Origin of the sequence: Trinickia sp., assembly GCF_036503415.1 — a bacterium.
Taxonomy (GTDB): domain Bacteria; phylum Pseudomonadota; class Gammaproteobacteria; order Burkholderiales; family Burkholderiaceae; genus Trinickia.
Genome location: NZ_DASXWY010000022.1, coordinates 15,052 through 35,045, shown reverse-complemented (window position 1 = coordinate 35,045; position 19,994 = coordinate 15,052). Strand labels below are relative to the sequence as shown.

Annotated in this window: 21 protein-coding genes; 10 read left to right on the top strand and 11 right to left on the bottom strand. The window is 65.0% G+C overall.

Annotation, left to right across the window (positions count from 1 at the left end):
• Nucleotides 1-98 precede the first annotated feature (98 nt).
• Nucleotides 99-1,814 (top strand): glutamine--tRNA ligase/YqeY domain fusion protein, encoded by a 1,716-nt coding sequence (locus tag VGL01_RS03290; protein WP_331567037.1) that lies wholly within the window; start codon nucleotides 99-101, stop codon nucleotides 1,812-1,814.
• 56 nt (nucleotides 1,815-1,870) lie between these two features.
• On the opposite strand, the gene VGL01_RS03285 is transcribed toward VGL01_RS03290, so the two are convergent.
• The 3 genes from VGL01_RS03285 to VGL01_RS03275 form a co-directional block, all read right to left on the bottom strand.
• Complete coding sequence (locus tag VGL01_RS03285; protein ID WP_331567035.1) at nucleotides 1,871-2,320, bottom strand: NUDIX hydrolase; 450 nt, start codon at nucleotides 2,318-2,320, stop codon at nucleotides 1,871-1,873.
• 34 nt (nucleotides 2,321-2,354) lie between these two features.
• Entirely contained in the window at nucleotides 2,355-3,077 is a 723-nt protein-coding gene (gene aqpZ / locus VGL01_RS03280; protein WP_331567033.1) for an aquaporin Z, read from the bottom strand.
• Nucleotides 3,078-3,232: 155 nt separating this feature from the next.
• Nucleotides 3,233-4,582, bottom strand: a complete 1,350-nt coding sequence (locus VGL01_RS03275) for a cytochrome-c peroxidase (RefSeq protein ID WP_414720161.1) — start codon at nucleotides 4,580-4,582, stop codon at nucleotides 3,233-3,235.
• Between the two features lie 127 nt (nucleotides 4,583-4,709).
• On the opposite strand from VGL01_RS03275, the gene VGL01_RS03270 reads away from it, so the two are divergent.
• A complete protein-coding gene (locus VGL01_RS03270) occupies nucleotides 4,710-6,293 on the top strand; it encodes an acid phosphatase (protein ID WP_331567029.1) in 1,584 nt (527 codons plus the stop codon).
• 30 nt (nucleotides 6,294-6,323) lie between these two features.
• Here the strand turns inward: VGL01_RS03270 and VGL01_RS03265 are convergent, their stop codons facing one another.
• The 8 genes from VGL01_RS03265 to VGL01_RS03230 form a co-directional block, all read right to left on the bottom strand.
• Nucleotides 6,324-9,227: an ATP-binding protein gene (locus VGL01_RS03265; RefSeq protein ID WP_331567027.1), complete on the bottom strand. Its 2,904-nt coding sequence runs from the start codon at nucleotides 9,225-9,227 to the stop codon at nucleotides 6,324-6,326.
• Nucleotides 9,224-9,877 carry a response regulator transcription factor gene (locus tag VGL01_RS03260; protein WP_331567025.1) on the bottom strand — a complete coding sequence of 218 codons (654 nt, stop codon included), beginning with the start codon at nucleotides 9,875-9,877 and terminating at the stop codon, nucleotides 9,224-9,226. The genes VGL01_RS03265 and VGL01_RS03260 overlap by 4 nt, the downstream gene beginning before the upstream one ends.
• A 242-nt stretch (nucleotides 9,878-10,119) precedes the next feature.
• A complete protein-coding gene (locus VGL01_RS03255) occupies nucleotides 10,120-10,728 on the bottom strand; it encodes an HrpE/YscL family type III secretion apparatus protein (protein ID WP_331567023.1) in 609 nt (202 codons plus the stop codon).
• Nucleotides 10,725-11,330: a hypothetical protein gene (locus VGL01_RS03250; protein WP_331567021.1), complete on the bottom strand. Its 606-nt coding sequence runs from the start codon at nucleotides 11,328-11,330 to the stop codon at nucleotides 10,725-10,727. Before VGL01_RS03250 ends, VGL01_RS03255 begins: the two co-directional genes overlap by 4 nt.
• The gene (locus VGL01_RS03245) at nucleotides 11,327-12,094 is read right to left on the bottom strand and encodes a hypothetical protein (RefSeq protein ID WP_331567019.1); all 768 of its coding nucleotides are present in this window, start codon (nucleotides 12,092-12,094) and stop codon (nucleotides 11,327-11,329) included. Before VGL01_RS03245 ends, VGL01_RS03250 begins: the two co-directional genes overlap by 4 nt.
• A complete protein-coding gene (locus tag VGL01_RS03240; protein WP_331567017.1) occupies nucleotides 12,091-12,504 on the bottom strand; it encodes a hypothetical protein in 414 nt (137 codons plus the stop codon). The genes VGL01_RS03245 and VGL01_RS03240 overlap by 4 nt, the downstream gene beginning before the upstream one ends.
• A 20-nt stretch (nucleotides 12,505-12,524) precedes the next feature.
• Nucleotides 12,525-12,722 carry a hypothetical protein gene (locus VGL01_RS03235; protein WP_331567015.1) on the bottom strand — a complete coding sequence of 66 codons (198 nt, stop codon included), beginning with the start codon at nucleotides 12,720-12,722 and terminating at the stop codon, nucleotides 12,525-12,527.
• A gap of 59 nt (nucleotides 12,723-12,781) precedes the next feature.
• Complete coding sequence (locus VGL01_RS03230) at nucleotides 12,782-13,063, bottom strand: hypothetical protein (protein WP_331567013.1); 282 nt, start codon at nucleotides 13,061-13,063, stop codon at nucleotides 12,782-12,784.
• Nucleotides 13,064-13,403: 340 nt separating this feature from the next.
• On the opposite strand from VGL01_RS03230, the gene VGL01_RS03225 reads away from it, so the two are divergent.
• Genes VGL01_RS03225 through sctR form a run of 8 tightly spaced genes read left to right on the top strand, consistent with a single transcriptional unit; the run spans nucleotide 13,404 to nucleotide 19,992 of the window.
• Nucleotides 13,404-13,898 carry a sigma-70 family RNA polymerase sigma factor gene (locus VGL01_RS03225; RefSeq protein ID WP_331567011.1) on the top strand — a complete coding sequence of 165 codons (495 nt, stop codon included), beginning with the start codon at nucleotides 13,404-13,406 and terminating at the stop codon, nucleotides 13,896-13,898.
• Nucleotides 13,899-13,937: 39 nt separating this feature from the next.
• The gene (locus VGL01_RS03220; protein WP_331567009.1) at nucleotides 13,938-14,150 is read left to right on the top strand and encodes a hypothetical protein; all 213 of its coding nucleotides are present in this window, start codon (nucleotides 13,938-13,940) and stop codon (nucleotides 14,148-14,150) included.
• Complete coding sequence (locus VGL01_RS03215) at nucleotides 14,137-15,684, top strand: secretin N-terminal domain-containing protein (protein ID WP_331567007.1); 1,548 nt, start codon at nucleotides 14,137-14,139, stop codon at nucleotides 15,682-15,684. Before VGL01_RS03220 ends, VGL01_RS03215 begins: the two co-directional genes overlap by 14 nt.
• A 23-nt stretch (nucleotides 15,685-15,707) precedes the next feature.
• Nucleotides 15,708-16,400, top strand: coding sequence for an FHA domain-containing protein (locus VGL01_RS03210; protein WP_331567005.1), 693 nt, complete (start codon nucleotides 15,708-15,710; stop codon nucleotides 16,398-16,400).
• Nucleotides 16,394-17,800 carry a FliI/YscN family ATPase gene (locus VGL01_RS03205; RefSeq protein ID WP_331567003.1) on the top strand — a complete coding sequence of 469 codons (1,407 nt, stop codon included), beginning with the start codon at nucleotides 16,394-16,396 and terminating at the stop codon, nucleotides 17,798-17,800. The genes VGL01_RS03210 and VGL01_RS03205 overlap by 7 nt, the downstream gene beginning before the upstream one ends.
• Entirely contained in the window at nucleotides 17,781-18,287 is a 507-nt protein-coding gene (locus tag VGL01_RS03200; RefSeq protein ID WP_331567001.1) for a hypothetical protein, read from the top strand. Before VGL01_RS03205 ends, VGL01_RS03200 begins: the two co-directional genes overlap by 20 nt.
• Nucleotides 18,284-19,333 (top strand): type III secretion system cytoplasmic ring protein SctQ, encoded by a 1,050-nt coding sequence (sctQ, locus tag VGL01_RS03195; protein ID WP_331566999.1) that lies wholly within the window; start codon nucleotides 18,284-18,286, stop codon nucleotides 19,331-19,333. The genes VGL01_RS03200 and sctQ overlap by 4 nt, the downstream gene beginning before the upstream one ends.
• Nucleotides 19,297-19,992: a type III secretion system export apparatus subunit SctR gene (gene sctR / locus VGL01_RS03190; RefSeq protein ID WP_331566997.1), complete on the top strand. Its 696-nt coding sequence runs from the start codon at nucleotides 19,297-19,299 to the stop codon at nucleotides 19,990-19,992. The genes sctQ and sctR overlap by 37 nt, the downstream gene beginning before the upstream one ends.
• Nucleotides 19,993-19,994: the final 2 nt, after the last annotated feature.

The following is a 19,994-nucleotide window of genomic DNA, read 5'->3' as shown; positions in this document are numbered from 1 at the left end:
CACGCGACCGGCCGCCGGCCCGCCGGGAGCCGCTCAGGTAGAATGATCGGAACCCGCGCGGGCACGGCCCGCCTATTTTGCCGATTCTCATTTTCCGCATGAACAACGAACGCAACGATGCGACGGCCGCTGTGCCGTCCAACTTCATTCGCAACATCATCGACGAAGACAATCGCACCGCGAAATGGGGCGGGCGCGTCGAAACGCGCTTTCCCCCCGAGCCGAACGGTTATCTGCATATCGGCCACGCGAAGAGCATCTGCCTGAACTTCGGTATCGCCCGCGATTACGGCGGCGTTTGTCATCTGCGCCTTGACGACACCAATCCCGAAAAAGAGAGCGTCGAATACGTCGACTCCATCGTCGATGCCGTGCACTGGCTCGGCTTCGATTGGGAAAAAGACGGCCAAACGCATCGCTACTACGCGAGCGACTACTACGGCAAGCTCTATGAGTTCGCCGAACTGTTGATCACGCGCGGCAAGGCTTATGTCGATAGCCAGTCGGCCGAGGAGATGCGCCACGGGCGCGGCACGCTGACGGAGCCGGGCACGCCCTCCCCTTATCGCGAGCGCTCGCCGCAAGAGAGCCTCGATCTTTTCCGCCGCATGAAAGCGGGCGAGTTCCAGGAAGGCGAACACGTCCTGCGCGCGAAGATCGACATGAGCTCGCCGAACCTGAACATGCGCGACCCGGTGCTCTATCGCATCCGCTTCGCACATCACTACCGCACAGCGGACCAGTGGTGCATCTATCCGATGTACGACTACACGCACTGCATCTCGGACGCGCTCGAAAACATCACGCATTCGCTTTGCACGCTCGAATTCGAGGATCATCGTCCGCTTTACGACTGGATACTCAACGAGCTGGCCGACGCGGGCGTATTCACGCGTCCTTTACCGCAGCAAATCGAATTTTCGCGGCTCAACCTGACCTATGCGATCACGAGCAAGCGCAAGCTGTTGCAACTCGTGACCGAAGGACATGTCGACGGCTGGGACGATCCGCGCATGCCGACCATCGTCGGTGTGCGCCGCCGCGGCTTCACGCCTGAGAGCATTCGGCTTTTTTGCGACCGCATCGGCGTGACGAAGGTCGATTCATGGATCGACATGAGCGTGTTCGAAGGCGCGCTGCGCGACGATCTCGACGATAAAGCGCCGCGCACCGCGGCCGTGCTCGATCCGCTCAAGCTCGTGATCGACAACTTCCCCGCCGATCTGTCGGAGCCGTGCACCGCGCCGGTCCACCCGCACCACCCGGAGCGCGGCGAGCGCACGTTCCCCATCTCGCGCGAGCTTTGGATCGAGCGTGAGGACTTCGTGGAAAACCCACCGAAGGGATATTTCCGTCTCTTTCCGGGCAACAAGGTGCGTCTGCGCTACGGCTACGTGATCGAGTGCACGGGTGCGGAAAAAGACGATCAAGGCAATATCGTCGCCGTGCACTGCAATTACTTCCCGGACAGCAAGTCCGGCACGGAAGGCGCCAACCAGTACAAGGTCAAGGGCAATATCCACTGGGTCAGCGCAAAGCATGCGGTTGCGACGGAGGTTCGGCTTTACGATCGCCTGTTCAAGGAAGCGCAACCTGATGCGGGCGGCCGCAATTTCCTCGAGGCGCTGAACCCCGATTCGAAACGCGTCGTGAACGCCTACCTCGAACCCGGCGCCGAGACGATGCAACCCGAAGATCGTTGCCAGTTCGAACGTCATGGCTATTTCGTCGCCGATCGCCATGACTCGAAACCGGGCAAGCCCGTCTTCAACCGGATCGTCGGACTGCGCGACAGCTGGGGCAAGCCGGCCTGACGAGATGAGCCCCGGTGGCGCAGGGGCTGTCAGCCGTATCGGCTGCCCGACGCGAATTACAACGTCCCATGCAGTTCGGTCAGTGAAAGCGCCGTTTCGAAGAGCCGCGTCAGGCTGCGGCTCGCGAAGCGCCCCACCTCCATCGGCGCCACCCAACGGAACGCATCCATCTCCGGAATCATCGAGCCGTCCTTGCGGCTAGGAAAAAGCGACGTGCAATTGCAGTGCGCGAGATCGATTTCTCCCTCTCCAGCGCGCGCCGCAAAAAGATGCAGATCCTTGTCCCGCCGATAAACAAAGCGCCCGAGGTCCTTCAGACGCTCGGGCGCAAATTCGATGCTGGTCTCCTCGCGCAATTCGCGCAGCGCCGTATCGATCGGCGCCTCCCCCGTTTCGCCTTGTCCTTTTGGAATGTCCCAATGCGTCGTATCCGTCGCATGGGCAAGCAATACATATCCACGCCGGTCGAGCACAACGACACCGCACGATACGCTGCGCTCGCTCATCGGCTAGTGGCCTGCCAACCCCAGCCGGCCCGGCTCACGTCGTCGCAGCCCGACCGACGGCGGCCTTGGGTGCAGGTTCGAGCACGAGCCGATAGATCGCGCCGCCCACCGCCCCACCCACGAGCGGCACGACCCAGAAAAACCAAAGCTGACCGAGCGCCCAACCTCCCTCGAACAGGGCCACGCCGGTACTGCGGGCCGGATTGACCGATGTGTTGGTCACGGGAATGCTGATCAGGTGGATCAACGTCAACGCAAGGCCGATCGCGATCGGCGCAAAGCCGGCGGGGGCCCGCTTGTCCGTTGCGCCGAGGATGATCAGCACAAAAAACGCCGTCAGCACGAACTCGGTCATCGCCGCCGCCGTCGCGGAATAGCCACCGGGCGAATGTGCCCCGTAGCCGTTGGACGCGAATCCGCCCGCCATGTCGAACCCCGGCTTGCCGGTCGCAATGCAATAAAGCACGCCGCCCGCGGCAACCGCGCCGAGCACCTGCGCGACGATATAAGGTCCCACCTCGTATGCGGGAAAGCGCCCGCCGGCGCACAGTCCGACCGTCACAGCCGGATTGAAATGGGCGCCCGAGATGTGGCCTACAGCGTAAGCCATCGTCAGCACGGTGAGTCCGAACGCCAATGCCACGCCGGCAAACCCGATCCCCAACTCCGGGTACGCGGCAGCGAGAACGGCGCTGCCGCAGCCGCCCAACACCAGCCAGAAGGTACCGAGGAATTCCGCCGCAAGCCGCTTCGTCATGTGTCGCTCTCGATAGGTCATGAGGTATGACGATCCTAGGCTAGGCATTGCAACAACTCAAGCCGTACGAGGCCGCCGGCACCCGATTTGACGAAATTTCATAATTTGTGGGATTTGGCCACGTGTAACCGCGTTACGCGACTCCATGTACGCGCTCATTCGGCCGGCGTCGCTTCGTAGCCGTCGGTCAACGTCCGCAAGAACGCGATGACATCGCGAATCTCGCGCGCATCGAGCGCCGCCTTGCCGGCGCGCTGTCGGTCGAAAGGAGGCTCGGTATTGATGTTGGCCCAGTACCGCTTGGGCAGATCGTCGAATTTATCGACGCGACCGCTGACGACCGGATAGAACCGCTCGGGGTGCGTGTCGCGCTCGGCATAAAAGCGCAAGACCTCCTCGAGCGACCGATAGATGCCGTTATGAAAAAAGGTTTGCCGCGTGGCGACGTTGCGTAGGGTCGGCGTCCGGAACAGTCCGCAGAATTCGTCGCGCCCGGCCAAGTCCGTGCGCCAAGGCCCGCATGCGCCCAGATCGAAGAACCGAGGGTCGCGATTCGCCGCGAGTGCGCGGTTGCGCGGCACGCCGAGTGCGATCAGGCCAAAGTCGGTAAAAAGGGGCGGCGAGCCGTCTTTGGCTCGCTGGCTCGGATGGCAGCTCGCACAGTTGCCTTTGCGTTCATCGTTGAATAGTTGCAGGCCGCGCAACTCCGCCTCGCTCAATGCGGCACGGCCGGCAAGATAAGCGTCGTACTTGCTCGTGTAGGGAGAGAACACCGACGGCTTTTCCTCGAATACGGCGAGCGCGTCCAACACCGCATCGAACGTAGCGTGATCGTCGTCGAGCACGCGCGCGCCGAATGCCGCGCGAAACGTCTCGGCGTAAGGTGCCGCACGCACGGCCGCGGCGACTCGAGCCGGCGTGCTGCCCATTTCGAATGGCGAGAGCAGCGGAACGGCCGCCTGCGCGCGATGCGTGTCGACACGGCCGTCCCATGTCAAGCCGCCGGTCGGGCCCGCGTCGACGCTCTCGTCGCCTTCGTCGTCGGAGTCGTGATAGTGCTCGCTGAAAGCGGGTACCCATTGCGAGTACATCAATGTCGGCACCGCGCGATAGCCGGGTTGGCGCAGATCCGTCCCCCCCAGTTGAACAGATAAGGCATTGGGCGGCCCGAACGCGTGCGCGGGGCTATGGCACGACGCGCAGGCGAGCTTGCCCGAGCCCGATAGCGACGGGTCGAAAAAAAGCTCCTCGCCCAGTGCAGTCTTCATGCGAATCGACGCATACACGTTCGCACGCGTCGCACCGCTTCCGATGCCGAGCTCGGCCGCTTCGCCCGGCCGCGGCCCCTGCTCGGGGCGCGTACAGGCAGCAAGGGGCGCGATCGCGCAAACCGCGCTTGCAATGGCCAAGGCGCTTCGCAGGCGCCGCCCGATGGCGGACACGCGCTCGCCGGCCACACGTGTCACCGCGCTCGCGCACGCGCGTGCGTTGAACTCCACGTCCAACCTCCCCGTTTCGACGTCAGGAAAAAGACACGTTATCGCGATAAACTGCGGCGACCCGCGCGGGCTGCACCGGCGCACCGATAGATACCATGCGGCATGAAACGCTCGATCCGAAGGAGAACAAGCGATGCGCAAGAATACGAGAAAATACCTTGCCGCGGCTACCATTGCCGCCATCGTCGCGTTGGGCGGTTGCGCCAATGGCACGCTGGACGAACGGCAAGACTTGTCGAGCGTGCGCAATATCGTCGTCATCTATGCGGAAAACCGCAGCTTCGACAACCTTTACGGCAGCTTCCCGGGTGCCGACGGTCTGCAGAACATCTCGGCCGCGAGCGCCCGCCAGCTCGATCGCGACGGCAAGCCGTTACCGAGCTTGCCGCCCATCTGGAACGGCCTCACGCAACGCGGGGTCATACCGGCGGTGACGCAATCGGCAACGCGCGACCTGCCGAACGCGCCGTTCGCCATTGACGACCCGAACGGCTTCAACACATCGCGCCACGTCGCCACGCGCGATCTTTGGCATCGTTTCTACGAAAACCAGATGCAGATCGACGGCGGCAAGAACGACATGTTTGCCGCCTGGGCCGATTCCGGCGGCCTCACGATGGGCCACTATGCGGCCGATACCTCGACACTGCCGCTCTGGAAGATCGCCCAGCAATATACGCTTGCCGATCATTTCTTCATGAGCGCATTCGGCGGCTCGTTCCTGAATCACCAGTGGCTCGCGTGTGCTTGCACGCCGGTGTACCCGAACGCCGACAAGAGTCCGGCGGCGCACCTCGTTTCGGCGGTCGAGCCCGACGGCGTCACGCTCAAGGTGGCGGCCAACTCGCCCAGTTCGGCGATAGCCGGGCCACCGAAGTTCGTCAACTCGAACAACCTGACGCCGGACTTCTACGCCGTGAATACGATGCAGCCGGCCTACCAGCCGAGCGGCAACGCACCGGCGGCCGGCGGCGATCCGCGCTTCGCCGATCCCGCCAACCCGACGACGCTTCCGCCGCAAACGCAACGGCATATCGGCGACGCACTCAACGACGCCGGCGTTTCCTGGGCCTGGTACAGCGGTGCCTGGAATGCCGCGCTCGAAGCGACGAATCGGAGCGGCGTCATTTACGGCCCGGCCCGGTCGGCCCCCAACTTCCAGCCGCATCATCAACCGTTCAACTATTTTGCCGACATGGCGCCCGGCACGGAGAATCGCGCGCGACACCTGCTCGACGGTGGCGTCAATGGAAGCAAGTTCATCGAGACGATCGACAACGGCAAGTTGCCCCAAGTGGCGTTTTACAAGCCGCAAGGCAACCTCAACGAGCACCCTGGCTATGCGGACGTCGAATCGGGCGATCGTCATATTGCCGATGTCATCGCGCATCTGCAAAAGAGTCCGCAGTGGCAGCACATGGTCGTGATCGTGACGTATGACGAGAACGGCGGCTTCTGGGATCACGCGGCCCCGCCGAAAGGCGACCGCTTCGGTCCCGCGACCCGAATTCCCGCGATCATCGTCTCGCCGTTCGCGAAGAAGAACTACGTCGATCACACGCAATACGATACGACTTCGATCCTGCGCTTCATCACGCGCCGCTTCGCGCTCAAAGAGCTGCCCGGCCTCAAGACCCGCAATGAAGCGCTCGTCGCGCACGGCAATATGCCGATGGGCGATTTGACGAACGCGCTCGACCTCGACGGCGATCGATGATCCGATAATCCGGGCGGCCGGCAAACAGGCTCAGGACGGCGCGCCGGCCGCGCTGTCCGACATTTCCCCCGTCGCACGGGAAATCGCGGTCTGCAACTCGAAGAGCGCCCCATGCGGCGGCTCGCCGTTTTCCAGGCAAGCTTCCAGGCGCGTTGCCGCCTGAGCGACGGCTTGCAGATGAAACCACGCGGCGGTACCGACGATGCGATGCACGATCTCCTTCGCGCGCACGGTGTCTTGCTCCAGCGATAGTCCCAACAAGGCCGAAAGCTCGCTGACGAGCGTGCGCTGCAGCTTTTCCCACAGATCCGTATGCCGCTCGGAGGGAATGCCCGCCTTCTCCAATTCGACGATGGGCGGCGCCACGATGCCGTGCTGCTGGAGCAGCGTGCGCAAAGCGTCGATGCCGACCGGCTTCACGAATACGTCGTCGGCACCCGCGGTGAAGCAAGCCTCGCGCTGCTGCGGCATCGCATTCGCCGTCAGTGCGATCAGCGGCATACGGCGCCGGCCCAGCTTGCGCTCGAGCTCGCGAATGTGCCGGATCAGCGCGACACCGTCCATTCCCGGCATCATGCAATCCGTGATCACCATCGCGTAAGGCTGGCGTTCGACCATTCTCAGCGCCTGCGCGCCATCGACTGCCGTGTGGCACTCGGCGATGCGCAGCGTCACGATCTGACGCTTGAGCACTTCCCGGTTGATCTCCTGATCCTCGACGACCAATATTTGCAACGGCCCCGTCGCTGCCGCAGCCGGATCGGCCGTCGTACGATGCGACGCGGTATCGCGGCACGGCGCGCGTACCGCCGGATCGATCCGCAGCGGCAAATCGATGGCGATCGTCGTGCCGCGGCCGAGTTCGCTGGTCAGCGCAATGGTGCCGCCCATCGATTCGATCAACCGCTTGCAGATCACGAGCCCGAGTCCGGTGCCAGGCGGTCGGCTCGCGCTCGACGAGCGCGCCTGCGCGAACGGCGCGAAAAGGCGCGCCTGGTCCTCCTGCGCGATGCCGATGCCCGTATCGGCCACCTCGATCACGACATGCTCGATTCCGTTTTCACGCAGACGCAGCTTGACCGACAACGAAACGAAGCCATAGTCCGTGAACTTCGACGCATTGCCCAGCAGATTCAGCAGCACCTGTCCGAGGCGCTGAGCGTCGCCGAGATATCGCGGCGCAAGGTCCCGGGCGACTTCGACCGCAAAACGCAACCCTTTGCGTTCGAGTTCCGGCGCGGCGATACCGGCTGTACGTTGCGCCACGTCGGCCAGCGAAAACGGCTGACATTCGAGCGTCAGTTCACCGTTCTCGCTCTTCGCGAAGTCGAGAACGTCGTTGAGAATGCGCAACAGAATTTCAGCCGCGTTGCGCGCCATGTCGACGAGATGCTGGTCGTCGGGCGGCAGCCTGCCGTGATCGAGCAACTGCAAAATGCCGACGACACCGCTCATCGGTGTCCGGATCTCATGGCTGACGGTTGCAAGGAAGACATCGCGCGCCCGGGATGCCTCCTCCGCATCGTGCTTCGCATCGATCAGTGCGGTCTGCGTCTCCTTGGTTTCGGTGATGTCGCGAACGTACCCGCTCCAGACGATTTCCCCGCGCGCGTGAAACTGGGGTGCCGCTTCGAGTTCGACCCACGTCGGGCGAGGTGCGTTAAGCGATAGAGCGAGCTCGGCGCGCACCGTTTCGAGCGAACGTGTCGAATTCAGGAAACGATGCATCAACCGGAATCGCGCCTGCGCGTCGAGCGCAACCAAAAAGCGCTTGAAAAGTTCGTCCGCCCTGGCAGCTCGCGGGTTGAGCCAATCGTAGGCGCGGCGATTCACGAAGACGAGCGTGAAAGGGACGGCAGCGGCATGCTTGGTCCGTATGAACCGCAGTTGAAACACGATCGCGGGCAACGACTGAGTGAGTTCCACGAGCTGCCGTTCGGTCGAGCGCCGCTGCCGTACCTCTTTACGAAGCCGAAGCATGTAGACGCACAAGACCGCGAGGAAAAGCGCCGTCAATACGGCGATCGGCGTCAGGACGATCCACAGCGTTCGGGCCGGTACGCCGAACGTGAAGCGCGCCGATAGCCAGCTGTTCTGGATATGCTCGCGCTCGCTTTCGGGAATCGCGGCGAGCGCCCGGTTGATGAGCGGGATGAGTGGAGCATATTGCGGCCCGACGCCGAACGACAGTTCCTCGACATAGCCTGCCGGCGCGGCGATGCGCAGGACGCCCTCGTATTTTTCGCGAACGAGGCGGTCGATGACGCCCAGATTGCCGATGTAAGCGTAGGCCTTGCCTTGTGCGACGGCATCGAGCCCTTCCTCGGCCGAGCTTACGATGACTTTATGCGTGTCGTGCATGCCCGGCAGTTCCGCCGTGAGCGCGTCGGAGTTTTTTACGATCGCGACCTCCGCACCGGAAATGTCGCCGGCGCCCGCGATGAAGGGTGCCGTTTCGCGCGTCACGATGACGAGCGGGTAGCGACCATAGGGAGTCGTGTATTTGAACGTGCTGTTGAGACCGTCCGATCGCGACGTCGCGACGACAAGGTCGAGTCCGCCCTCATTGGCAAGCTGCACCGTCTTCGCCCATGACCCGGTGGGCACGATGTGAAGCCGCAAACCGAGCGTTTGGCGAACGAAGTCCAGGTAATCCGCCGAGATACCGCCGACGCGACCCGATGGGTCGAGGAATGCGATCGGCGCCCAGTGGGGATCGGTGCCGATCCGCAGCGGCGGCAACGATTCCAGATAGGCTCGCTCCTGCGGCGACAGCGCAATGCGCAGATCCCAGCCAATGTGGGGCGGTTGCTCGTCCTGTCCATGCGTATGGCAGCCGGCGATCGACAGGGCAAGGATGATGCAAGCCAGCCCGACGATGCGCCCGACGCAAGCGCCTACGACTCGCCCGCACGAACCGGCTTGCGCGTTCATGTCAGAAACACGTTGTTCTTGCGGCAATATTCGAGCAGTTGCTGGCTATTGTGCGCACCCAGTTTGCGTTGCGCGCTCACCTTGTGACGGCTGATCGTCTTGACGCTCCGGTTCAACCGCTGGGCAATTTCGGTCGGACTCTGACCTTGGACGAAAAGCCGGATCACCTCGAGTTCCGCTGTCGTCAGCTTCGCCTCGTGACCGACGCGGGTACCGACGATGCTCGCGCCCGCGAGCAGTGACTGGAGCCCGGGACTCAGATAAGAGCGCCCCTGCGACACGGCAAGCAATGCGTAATGCAGTTCCGTGACACCGCCGGCTTTTTCGACGATGGCCTTGACGCCTTTGGCGATCAGCTTGTTGAGAATGGCGGCATTGCGCAAAGCAGTGACGACGACAATGGGCGCATTCGGGCGAAGCCGCATCAAACGATCGACCAATGCCATGCCATCCTGGGTGATCTCGCCAGGCATCGAATAGTCGGTGACGATCGCGTCGCACGGCTCGCTTTGAACCACCGCGATCAGTTCGTCCGAACTGGACGCTTCGGCAACGATTTCCGCGACGCCGCTCGCCTCGATAGCGAGACGAATGCCATAGCGGACGATGGCATGGTCGTCAGCGAGAATGATGCGCAATGATTTGTTCATGGTTGACCTCCGAGCCGACGCAAGTCGCCGAATGGCGCGGCACGCCGATATGCGCATTGCGCAGGAGGGCGACTCGAACCCGGGTTTGCTTGCGAAAATCAAAAATACTAAAGGGCATCAGTCGAACCGATAATACGAAAAATCTTGAAAATGGAAATCCCGAACGCAGACAATTACATCTCGATATCGTCCCACCCCGGTGAAATACCAACATATGGGAAGAAGCGGCCCGATTTGCCTAATCAACCGCGATCGAGAAATCGTTCGATGATCGATTCCCATTCGATCTCCCACGCTCCGTTTTCCACCTCGAGGCGGCAATGACCCCGAGGCAGCGAGGCGTCCGCTTGCACCGCCCACGGCAGCCCGATGTTCGCGGCATCGTCGCCAAGCGCCATTGCATCGTCCGGACTGACGAACAGACAACCGGTCGCCTCCGCGCCCGCGCATTCACGCAGAGCTTGTGCGCAGATCTGCATACGCTGCGCCGGCGGCAATGTCGCGGCCAGCCGTCTTATCGCCACGGCCAGCGCCGCATCGAGTGTCGTTTCGAGCCGCGCCGCTAGGGCATCGCGGCACGTTCGATACGCGGCCTCGAGTTCGATGGCGCGCTCGAGCAAGGCGGCATCGGCGCTGCGACGCCGCCGCCCGCATTCGAGCGAGGTTTGCCCGTGCAGCGCTGCGGCTTCGTCACGCGCCCGCGCAATGAGTGCATCGGCTTCGCGGCGTACGACTTTCGCATAGTCGATCGCTTCACCGAGCGCATCAAGATCTGCGCGCCGAAGCACGGTCCGCGTGATCGGCACGGGACACTCCGGAGGCGTAGCGATGCGGCGGGAGACGAAACTCATGAGCCGGTATTCGCATCGAGCGCGCGCAGCCGCCGCAGCACCGCAAGCCAAAGCGTGACGCACAACGTCACATCGATCCGCTCGATGACGAGCCATGCGTCGGTCGCCAACCGTTGCGGCGCTCGCATCATCGCGACGCGGGCTGCCACGTCGGGCCAGCCGGCCTCGGCCATTGCAGACAACACGTTCAGGCCGCAAACCGTCGCATCCCATTGCGCACCGCCGAATGGTACGAGACGCGCATCGATGCAATTGACTTCACGATAGCGAAGCGCGATCGATAATCGCGGCTGCGCCGCCCTGCCCACGTCCTGGACGCCTCCCGCTCGCACGAGTGCGATCCATCCGAAGACCGCCGCTGCCTCGACCATCATGGCCGGCGGCGCGGCGAGCGCCTCGAACCATCGAATATCGGCCGGCGGTGACCAGCACCGTCCAAGCTCGAACGCATCGATCCAGCCGCGAAACAGCAATCGTTGGCCCGCTACGCCGGCAGGAGGCACCGCCGCCGATGCGCCGTATCGCCGATGCCAATCGGCATGGGCCCAGCGCCACGGAGAGCACCAGAACGCCGGCCAGCCGTCATCGGGTGGTCCGCTCATCGCTTCGCTGCGCGCAAGCGCGTCACCCAACGGCGCAGATGCCATCCCAACATCGCTGTGCCCGCCGTGCCGAGTGCCGCTGCCGCCGCCCATGCCGTATAGGACTGACGCACGACGGCTCCGGGGCCGGCTCGCACCGCCGCAGCAGCGGGCTCGCGCTCCTTGACCAGCATCACGGCGACATGTCGATCGTCCTCGCCGGCCAGCCCCGGCACGCCGTTCTTGACGAGCCGTACAAGGCCCGGCAGAAGGCCCGTCAGATCGATATCGGGCCGATGCTTGATGAGCAACGACGCGGAGGCCGGCACGAGGGGCGCACCGGGCGAGGGCCGCTCCGGCGGTACGACGCGGGCACGCACCGACACCACACCGTCGATGTCGAGAATGACGCTTTCCAGCGCTGCTTCGAGCGCATGGACATAACGGGTCCGCTCTTCGAGCGGGCTCGGCAACAGTCCTTTGCCGGTGAATGCATCGGCCAACCCACGACGGGGCTGCCGCGGCAGCCCGGCATCGCGCAGCGCGCCGGCCGCGCCGTAGAAGTCGGCGTCGGTTACGGACAGTACGACGTCGTCCTTGTCCCCCGTTCGCTCGACATCGATTCCGCGGTGACGCAACGCGGCCTGGATTTCGTTGGCGGCCTGGACATCGGACGAGCGAAACAGTTCGACTCGCGCATCGCAGCCGGCCAGCGCCAGCGCGAGCCCCGCTGCGACCGATCTGCCAACGCGGCAACGACGTGACGATGTGGCGCCATGCGTCATGACGCGGTGATCAGTTGTTTCAGCGAAGCTGTCGCAGTGCCAACGAGCTTCGCGGCCCACAACACATCGAGTTGATACGCTGCCATGAGCCTTGCCTGACGGTGCATCGCGATCGCGATATCGGCCGTGTCCGCGCCGTTCGCATGAGCCTTGACGATGCGCTCGGGCAACTGGCGAGCTTCGAGGCGGGTGCGGGCGATATGTTCGAGGTGCCCCTCGAGAAGATCGAGCCCCGAGGAATGGGCCGGCGCGCGCGGCTCGAGCGCGCGCAGCGATGCGCCGGCCAGCGGTGCCTCGGCCAGCGCCTGCGCGAACTCGGCGCCCTCGCGGGCGAGGGCCGGAGCATCGGTTGCCGGCACGACGCCGACGGCGGGAAGCGCCCGGAAATCGGAACGGTGCAACGCGTCCATGGTCTCGCTCCTGGCCGGCATCAAGCCTTGATTTGCTGCGTCAGTTGGCGAAGCGAGTTGATGAGCTCGGTCAACATGCGCGAGTGCGACGCATCGAGACCGGCTTGCGCATCGACCCGGCGCTTTTGCTCCGCAAACGCGAGCGCGGCGTGAGACACCGTCTCGATCGCACGTACGCGCTGCGCCATCCGGTCCATCGCCGCGGCTTGAACATCCATCGACATATCGTTCCTTGAAGTGATTCGGCCACCGCGCGATAGGGCGGCGGGCCACGCGATCAAAAATGAATGCCTTGCGCTGCTTTGTGCGCGGCATTTTGCATCTTGGTCGCGGAGTCGAGCTGACCGCTCGCGATGCTGTTGGCCGTATCGGCCATCATCTTCTGGATATTGGCCTCGGTCTGTAATTCGATGGTCTTCAACTGCATGTTCTGCTGACGTTTGAAAACACTGCCCATCTGATCGAGGTTTTCGGTTCCGTCGGCCGAAACGGCCGACGAGGCGGCACCGGCCAATGTGCTCAGCACGCTGAGTGCGGGAATCACGGCTGCGAAGGTCATGGCTAACTCTCCCTGGTGTCGGTGAAATGTCTTTACGCTTCCCGGGATCGACGAATACCGGGAAGAAATCGACACCTTAGTAACAACGCACGCGCACCGGTTCCATCGAGTGGCCAGCCGGTGCCGGGATGCCGCGACGAGCGGGGGCGCCGAACGGAACCGGCCCGTGCGCATCGATGCGATCCGTTCGGCGCGGTGCGTAACATCGTCCGATTTTCATATCAAAATCGGCTGCAGCTGGGGCCTGGCGCGACGATCGCGGCTATTCCAAACCGCAAAACATTCGACGCTCATGATTTCGAGGCCTTCGGACCTGCCGGCGCCCCTTGCCGACGCTGATGTGTCCGTTGTATTCGACGACTGGTACCGCTCGCACGCGCTTGCCATTCAACGCTTCATCATGCGTCGGGTGCGTAGCGCCGAAGATGCGGAAGACATCCTCCAGTCCACCTATCTCGGCGCATGGGAAAACCGGTCGTCCTATCGAGGCACGGCGCATCCGAAAACGTGGCTCACGGCCATCGCGCTGAACATCGTGCGCAATTACGTCAATCGCACCGCGGACTACCGGTTCATCGTCGAAAGCATCGACGAACACGAAGAAGAACTCGTCGACACGCTCGCTCCCGAGCGCCGCATGTCGATCAACCAGCGCTTTGCGCAATTCATCGAATTCGCGCAGTCGCTTCCGCCCGATCAGCAACGCATGATCGAGCTGCTCTTTATCGACGACGTCAGCTACGTGCAGGTCGCGCAACGGCTCGGCATCCCCGTCGGCACGGTGCGCTCGCGGCTCGCCCGGCTGCGCGCGAAACTCGAGCGGCACTGCGCATGAACCGCCCCCCTCTCCCAGGCCACGCTCGACGGACGATCCATGACACCCACACTGAGCCCCACCGAACTCCAACTCACGCGCGCGATCGAGCACGCCGATCAGGTTCGCGCTACGCTTTCGCCGGGCGCTCCCGAGCAGTGGCAGCGCTACGTCGATGCGCTGCGCGGCGTTTCGCTCGCCAACTGGAGCGCAACGAGCGATCTGCAGACGAAGTTCCTGCTGGCGCGTGCGGTGCTCAATGAAATCCGTTGAATGGCTGCGCCGATGCGCGCTCGCACTCATCGGCGCGATCGTTCTCGGGGCCGCCAGCGCACGCGCGGGCGAATCACCGCATGACGGGCTCGATGCGCCCTATGCGTTTCAAGCGGCGCAATCGACGCCGCTCGATGCGCTCGATCGCTTCGCCAAGGATCACGGACTGCGGCTTCGCCTCGCCGACGAGCGCGGGCGCGCAAACGATAGCTGGCGCACGGCGCGCCTCGCCGGATGGCTTCGGGCGGAGACCGGCCGCGACTTTCTCGAGCAACTCGCCCGCACCCATCATTTCGATTGGTTCGTCGCGAACCGCACACTGTATGTAAGCGCACGCACCGCTTCGCGCGTCGAACGCATGGCGCTCGGCGGCCTCGACCCGGAAGCGGCGCGCGCGGCGCTGGCAGCCGTCGGGCTCTATGAGCCGCGCTTCGGCTGGGGCGCACTGCCCGGCCAGGATGCGGTGCTCGTCGGTGGGCCGGGCGAGTATCGCTCGCTGCTGCGCCGGTTCCTTGCGCACCGTCCGACCACCGGCGCAGCCGCCGAGCCGCAGCCGATGGTCTTCGTGCTGCGCCACGCGCAGGCGGCCGATGGGCCCGCGCCCGAGCGCGGCAATGCATCGCGGCCCGGCGTCGCATCGATTCTTCGCCAGTTGCTGACCGGCGAAGACACGCACCCGCCGAGCCACGGTTTCGTGCCCCCGCAGGCTTCGGTACCCGATTTGCCCGGCGTCGCCGCACCCACCCCATTGCCGCTCGTCGATGCGATCTTTCCGAGCCGGACCGGCACCGCACCCGTCATGCCTGTACTGCCCGATACGCAGTCCAGCGCCGCGCTGCCGCGGAGCTCACGCCGCGCGGATATCGTCGTCGCCGCCGACGAGCGAACGAACACGGTGTTCGTGTGGGCCGATCTTGCCCTGCGCACACGCGTGGCGCAACTCGTCGAAGCGCTCGATCGGCCGCAGCCGATGGTATCGATGGAAGTGCTCGTTCTCGAGACAGAGGATGCGGCGCTCATGCCGCCCGCCGCGGAACACGCGTCGGGCCGCGGCCCCGACATCGCGGTGCCGGGCGCCAGCGCTGCCGATGCCCAACGCGATGCACGATGGCTGAACGCACTCGCCGAACACCGCGCGCGCGTGCTCAACCGGCAACGCATCGTCGGCTTCGCGAACCGGCACCTGGGTCTGGCGATCGGCGCGGAAGTGCCGAGTGCGCCCGCCCCGTCGTCGGCACCGAGTGCCGACCACGCGAACGGTCGGTCAGCGCCGCGTGGCGACGCACTCGATCTCGTTGCGCGTGTCCTGCCGGCGCCGCCGAGCGGCCCAGCAGCGATCGCCGTCGACATCGGGCTCGCCATGCGGCAGCCAACCGGGTTGCCCGGGCAGGAGTGGGCCAGCACGAGCAGCACCGAACTGACGACGGCGGTGGTGCTCGAATCCGGCGCGCCGCCGCGGCTCGTTGCCGTCTACCCGGTCGCCACATCGCGCGCGCGTCAACGTGCAGTGCTTCTTAGTGCGCACGCGCTCTAACCCGAACGCAGTCATCCCTTCCCATGCTCGAACTTCGCATCTTGAGCGGCTTGCATCGCGGCGCCGCATTTCCGCTCGACGGCGACACGATTCGCCTCGGCAGCAGTCCCGACAACGATCTGGTGCTGTGCGATCCGGGTATGCCGGCGCACGCCGGAACATTCTCGCGCGGAGTCGACGATGTATGGTCGTTTCGCGCCGGCGGCACAGGCAAGGCCGCCTGTCCGATCCTGGTAGGCGCCGGGACACAGGTGGCGATCGGCCCTGCTTGCGCGAAAATCGCCGACGAACAGGCGTCGTGGGACGCGGGCCCGGCATCGTCGAGCCCGGCGGGCAGCGGCGGTTGGCGGGCAGCATTGCGTACTTCGATCACCGAGCTGGCCTGCGTTGCGGCGTGCGCCGCGATCCTGCTCGGCGCAGCGTTGCTATGGCTCGGGTCCACGCGAAACGCACGTCCCATCGACGCGGCAGGCAATGCACCTGCGGCATCGCAAACGGTCCGGCCTGTCGAGGCATCGATCTATCCGCCGCCCCTGACGGTCGCACGCGCCCCGCTCGACGTCGCGAGCGTACGCCACGGCCGCCACGGCTTCGTCGTCACGCGTGAAGGACAAGTCCTGGCGCCCGGCTATCGATGGCGCGATTACACGCTCCAACGAATCGAGCCGCACAAGATCGTGTTCTCGGGTGCGGGCGTCGCGGAGCTCGCATGGTGACGTTCGCGCGCCCGTCGTCCGATGCGTGCGATTCGGCCGATGCCGCCTTGCTCGAAGCCCGCCTCGCGGCGTGGCTAGGCCGGGTGAACGAGCGCTGCGCCGGCCGGACCACTGCGCATGCACTGGGTCATGTCGTCGAAGTCAGCGCCACGCTCATCGCCGCGCGATTGCCTCGCGCCAAAGTCGGGCACTTGTGCGAGCTCGATTGCGTCGACGTGCATGGCCATCCGATGCTCGCCGAAGTCATCGGTTTCAACGATTCACGCACGCTGCTCGCTCCGCTTGCGGCTACGCAGGGCCTGGCACCGGGCATGTCGCTGCGATCGCTGGGACGCCCGCACGACGTCGAAGCGGGAAGACATTTGCTGGGTCGGCTGCTCGATGGCCTCGGGCGACCGCTCGATGCCTCGCCCCCCGTCGTGCCATCGGGCCGGCACACGCCGCGTGGATGCGTGCGCCGGCCCGTGCTGGCAGATCCGCCTGCGCCGCTCGCACGGCCGCGCATCGTCGATGCGCTGACGACGGGCATTCGCGCGCTCGATGGGGCGTTGACGTTGGGCCGCGGTCAACGCATCGGTCTTTTCGCGGGACCGGGTTGCGGCAAGACGACGTTGATCGGCGCGCTCGCACGCGGCATCGACGCCGACGCCGTCGTCCTCGGACTCGTCGGCGAGCGCGGCCGCGAACTCAATGAATTCCTCGAGCGGGAGCTCGATTCCGCTGTGTCCGCGCGAACCGTCGTCGTCTGCGCCACCTCCGAGCGCCCCGCCATGGAACGCGTGCGCGCCGCTTTCACCGCCACGGCGATCGCGGAGGGGCTCAGCGCGAACGGCGCTCATGTACTGCTGCTCGTCGATTCGCTCACGCGCGTCGCTCGGGCCCAACGGGAGATCGGCATCGCGGCCGGGGAGCCGACAGGGCACGCTGGATTGCCTCCCTCCGTCTATGCGATGCTGCCGCGCCTCACCGAGCGAGCCGGGCCGTTGCCGCGGGGCTCGATCACTGCCGTCTATACGGTATTGACCGAAACGTCGACGCTCGATCCGATCGCCGAAGAAGCGCGCTCGCTGCTCGACGGGCACATCGTGCTGTCGACGGAACTGGCCCAGCGCGGGCATTTTCCCGCGATCGACATACTCGCGAGTACGAGCCGCGCGATGGACGCGATCGTCGCCGAAACGCATCGAAACGACGCGGCTCGATTGCGATGCCTTTTGTCGCGGCATCGCGATCTTCAGCTACTGCTGACGCTCGGCGAGTATCAAGCAGGGCGCGACACCGAAAACGACGACGCCGTCGCGCGTCATCCGCGCCTTCTCGCATTCCTGCGTCAAGACACGCGTACGCCGTGCCCATGGCGCGATACGCTCGAGCAACTGCATGCCGTCGTCGCTAATTGATCCACGCGTCCTGCGCCTGTTGGGCAGACGGGCGGAGGCCCGGCTCGCACGGGCCGGCGAGCTCGTCGCCGATGCCACGCGCGATGCGAGCGCGGCATCTCACGAACTCGAATGCGCGCGCCGCGTGCTGGCTAGCCTCGACCTCGAACTCGCGCGCACACGCGAAGCGCTTCGGCGCCGCATTGCGCAAGGCGCTTCCCATATCGACTTCCTGAACCGCAACGATTTCGCGTGCCATGAGCACGCTTATACGCATCTCATGGCGCGCCGCTCCAACGCAGGCTCCGCTGTCGACACGGGGAACAAGCGATTCGAGGCCGCACGCGCGGCGCTGGCCGCAGCCCATGACATCCAGCGCAGGTGTTGGCGCCAGCGGGAAAAATATCGGCTGGCCGAGCGACTGTCGGCTGGAGTGGGCATCGAGGATCCCGTCGGCCTGTCGTCGCTGGCGGTATCGTCGACACCACCGATGCGAGTGCAGGGATGACGCATCCGCACCGCGCAATAGTCCTGCGCCGAGCAGACGCCGCTCGCGTCGCGAAAAGCCGGCTCGCCCGCGTACCGGCCCTGCGCGTCTCGCTGGGCGACGCCAGTACCGCAACGCTCGAGCTGCGTGGCGCGGCGCCCACCGCTTTCGTCGAAGGCCGCGGGCTCGCCATCTCAACCCGCTTTGGCGGCATGAGTTGGCACGATTGCGAAGCATGGTTGCTCGCGCTGACAGGCATCGATCCGGGTCTGGCCGAGCACCGCGCGGCGCGGGAGGCCTTCGTGCACTTCGCACTGGCGGCATTGCCCACACCGCTCGGCGCCGCGCTCGGCGACCCCCGCTGCGAGGCGTGCGCGGCCCCTTCGCAAAGTTCGCGCGCCGGCAGTGACAACATCCTCACCGTCAGCCTCAGTTGCACGATGCCGCACCTGTGCGTTGCGATGCTCGTGCGCGTCAATGCCGATGCGCTCAACGAGATGATCGAGCACGGCCCCTGGCAATTCCCGTCGCCCGCCATCGCCCCGTGGCTCGAGCACTTGCCCAGTCGCGCACGCGTGATCGCCGGAACGCTCGCGATGCCGTCCGCCGACATTTCATCGCTCGCGAGCGGTGACATCCTCCGCCTGCCCTCGTCCGCGTTCGACACGGCCGGCGTCGGACGTGTCGTTTTCGCCGGCCTCGCCTGGCAAGTCCGCTGGCGCGACGCCCATTCCAGCTTCGAAGTCCTTCATGCGATGCACGACGATACCTCCTCCCCTCGCCCGTCAACCACCGGCCTGCCGCCCGATACCCCGAGCCCGGTCGACCCGGCGCGCCTGCCCGTGCAGTTGTCGTTCGTCATCGGCACCCTCGATCTCTCGCTGGGCGCGCTCGCCGCCGCCGGCGGAGGCACGCTGCTTCGGCTCGCCGAGGGCATGCCGCCGACCGTGCGCATCGAAGCCAACGGTGTGCCCGTCGGCTATGGCGAACTCGTCGATCTCGACGGCCGGCTGGCCGTCGAGATCACGCAATGGCACAGCGCGTCCGGGAACGGCGCTTCGCCATGACGCCCGATCAGCACCCGCTCGCCCTGCTCGTCCTGCTCGGCACGCTTTCGTTGCTTCCGCTTGCCGCGATCACGATGACTTCCTATCTGAAGATATCGGTCGTCCTCGTCCTTGTACGCAACGCAATCGGCGTGCAGCAAGCGCCGCCCGCGCTCGCACTCAACGCCGTGGCGCTGGCCGCCACGCTTTTCGTGATGGCGCCGACGCTGAGCGCGTGCCTGGACGAAGCGCAACGGAGCGCCTCATCGGCAACGGCCGGCGCCGTTTCGGGACGCGAGCAGATCGCGCGGGCCCAGGCGATCGCCGAACCGCTACGTCAGTTCATGCTGCGTAACAGCAGACTGGAAGAACGCGAACGGTTCGTCGAGCTAGCGCTGCACGGTTCGCCCGACAGGACGCGAGCGGCCGCCGCGAATGACTGGAGCATCGTCGTCCCCGCATTCGTCGTCTCGGAACTGCAGGCCGCATTCGAAATCGGCTTGATTCTTTTCGTTCCATTCGTCGTCATCGATTTACTCGTCTCCAATGTCCTGCTCGCGCTCGGTATGCAAATGGTGCCGCCCACGATGGTTTCGCTGCCGCTCAAGTTGCTGCTTTTCGTGGTCGCGAACGGATGGGGTCGTCTCATCGAAGCGCTCGTCGTTTCGTATCGAAGCTGAAG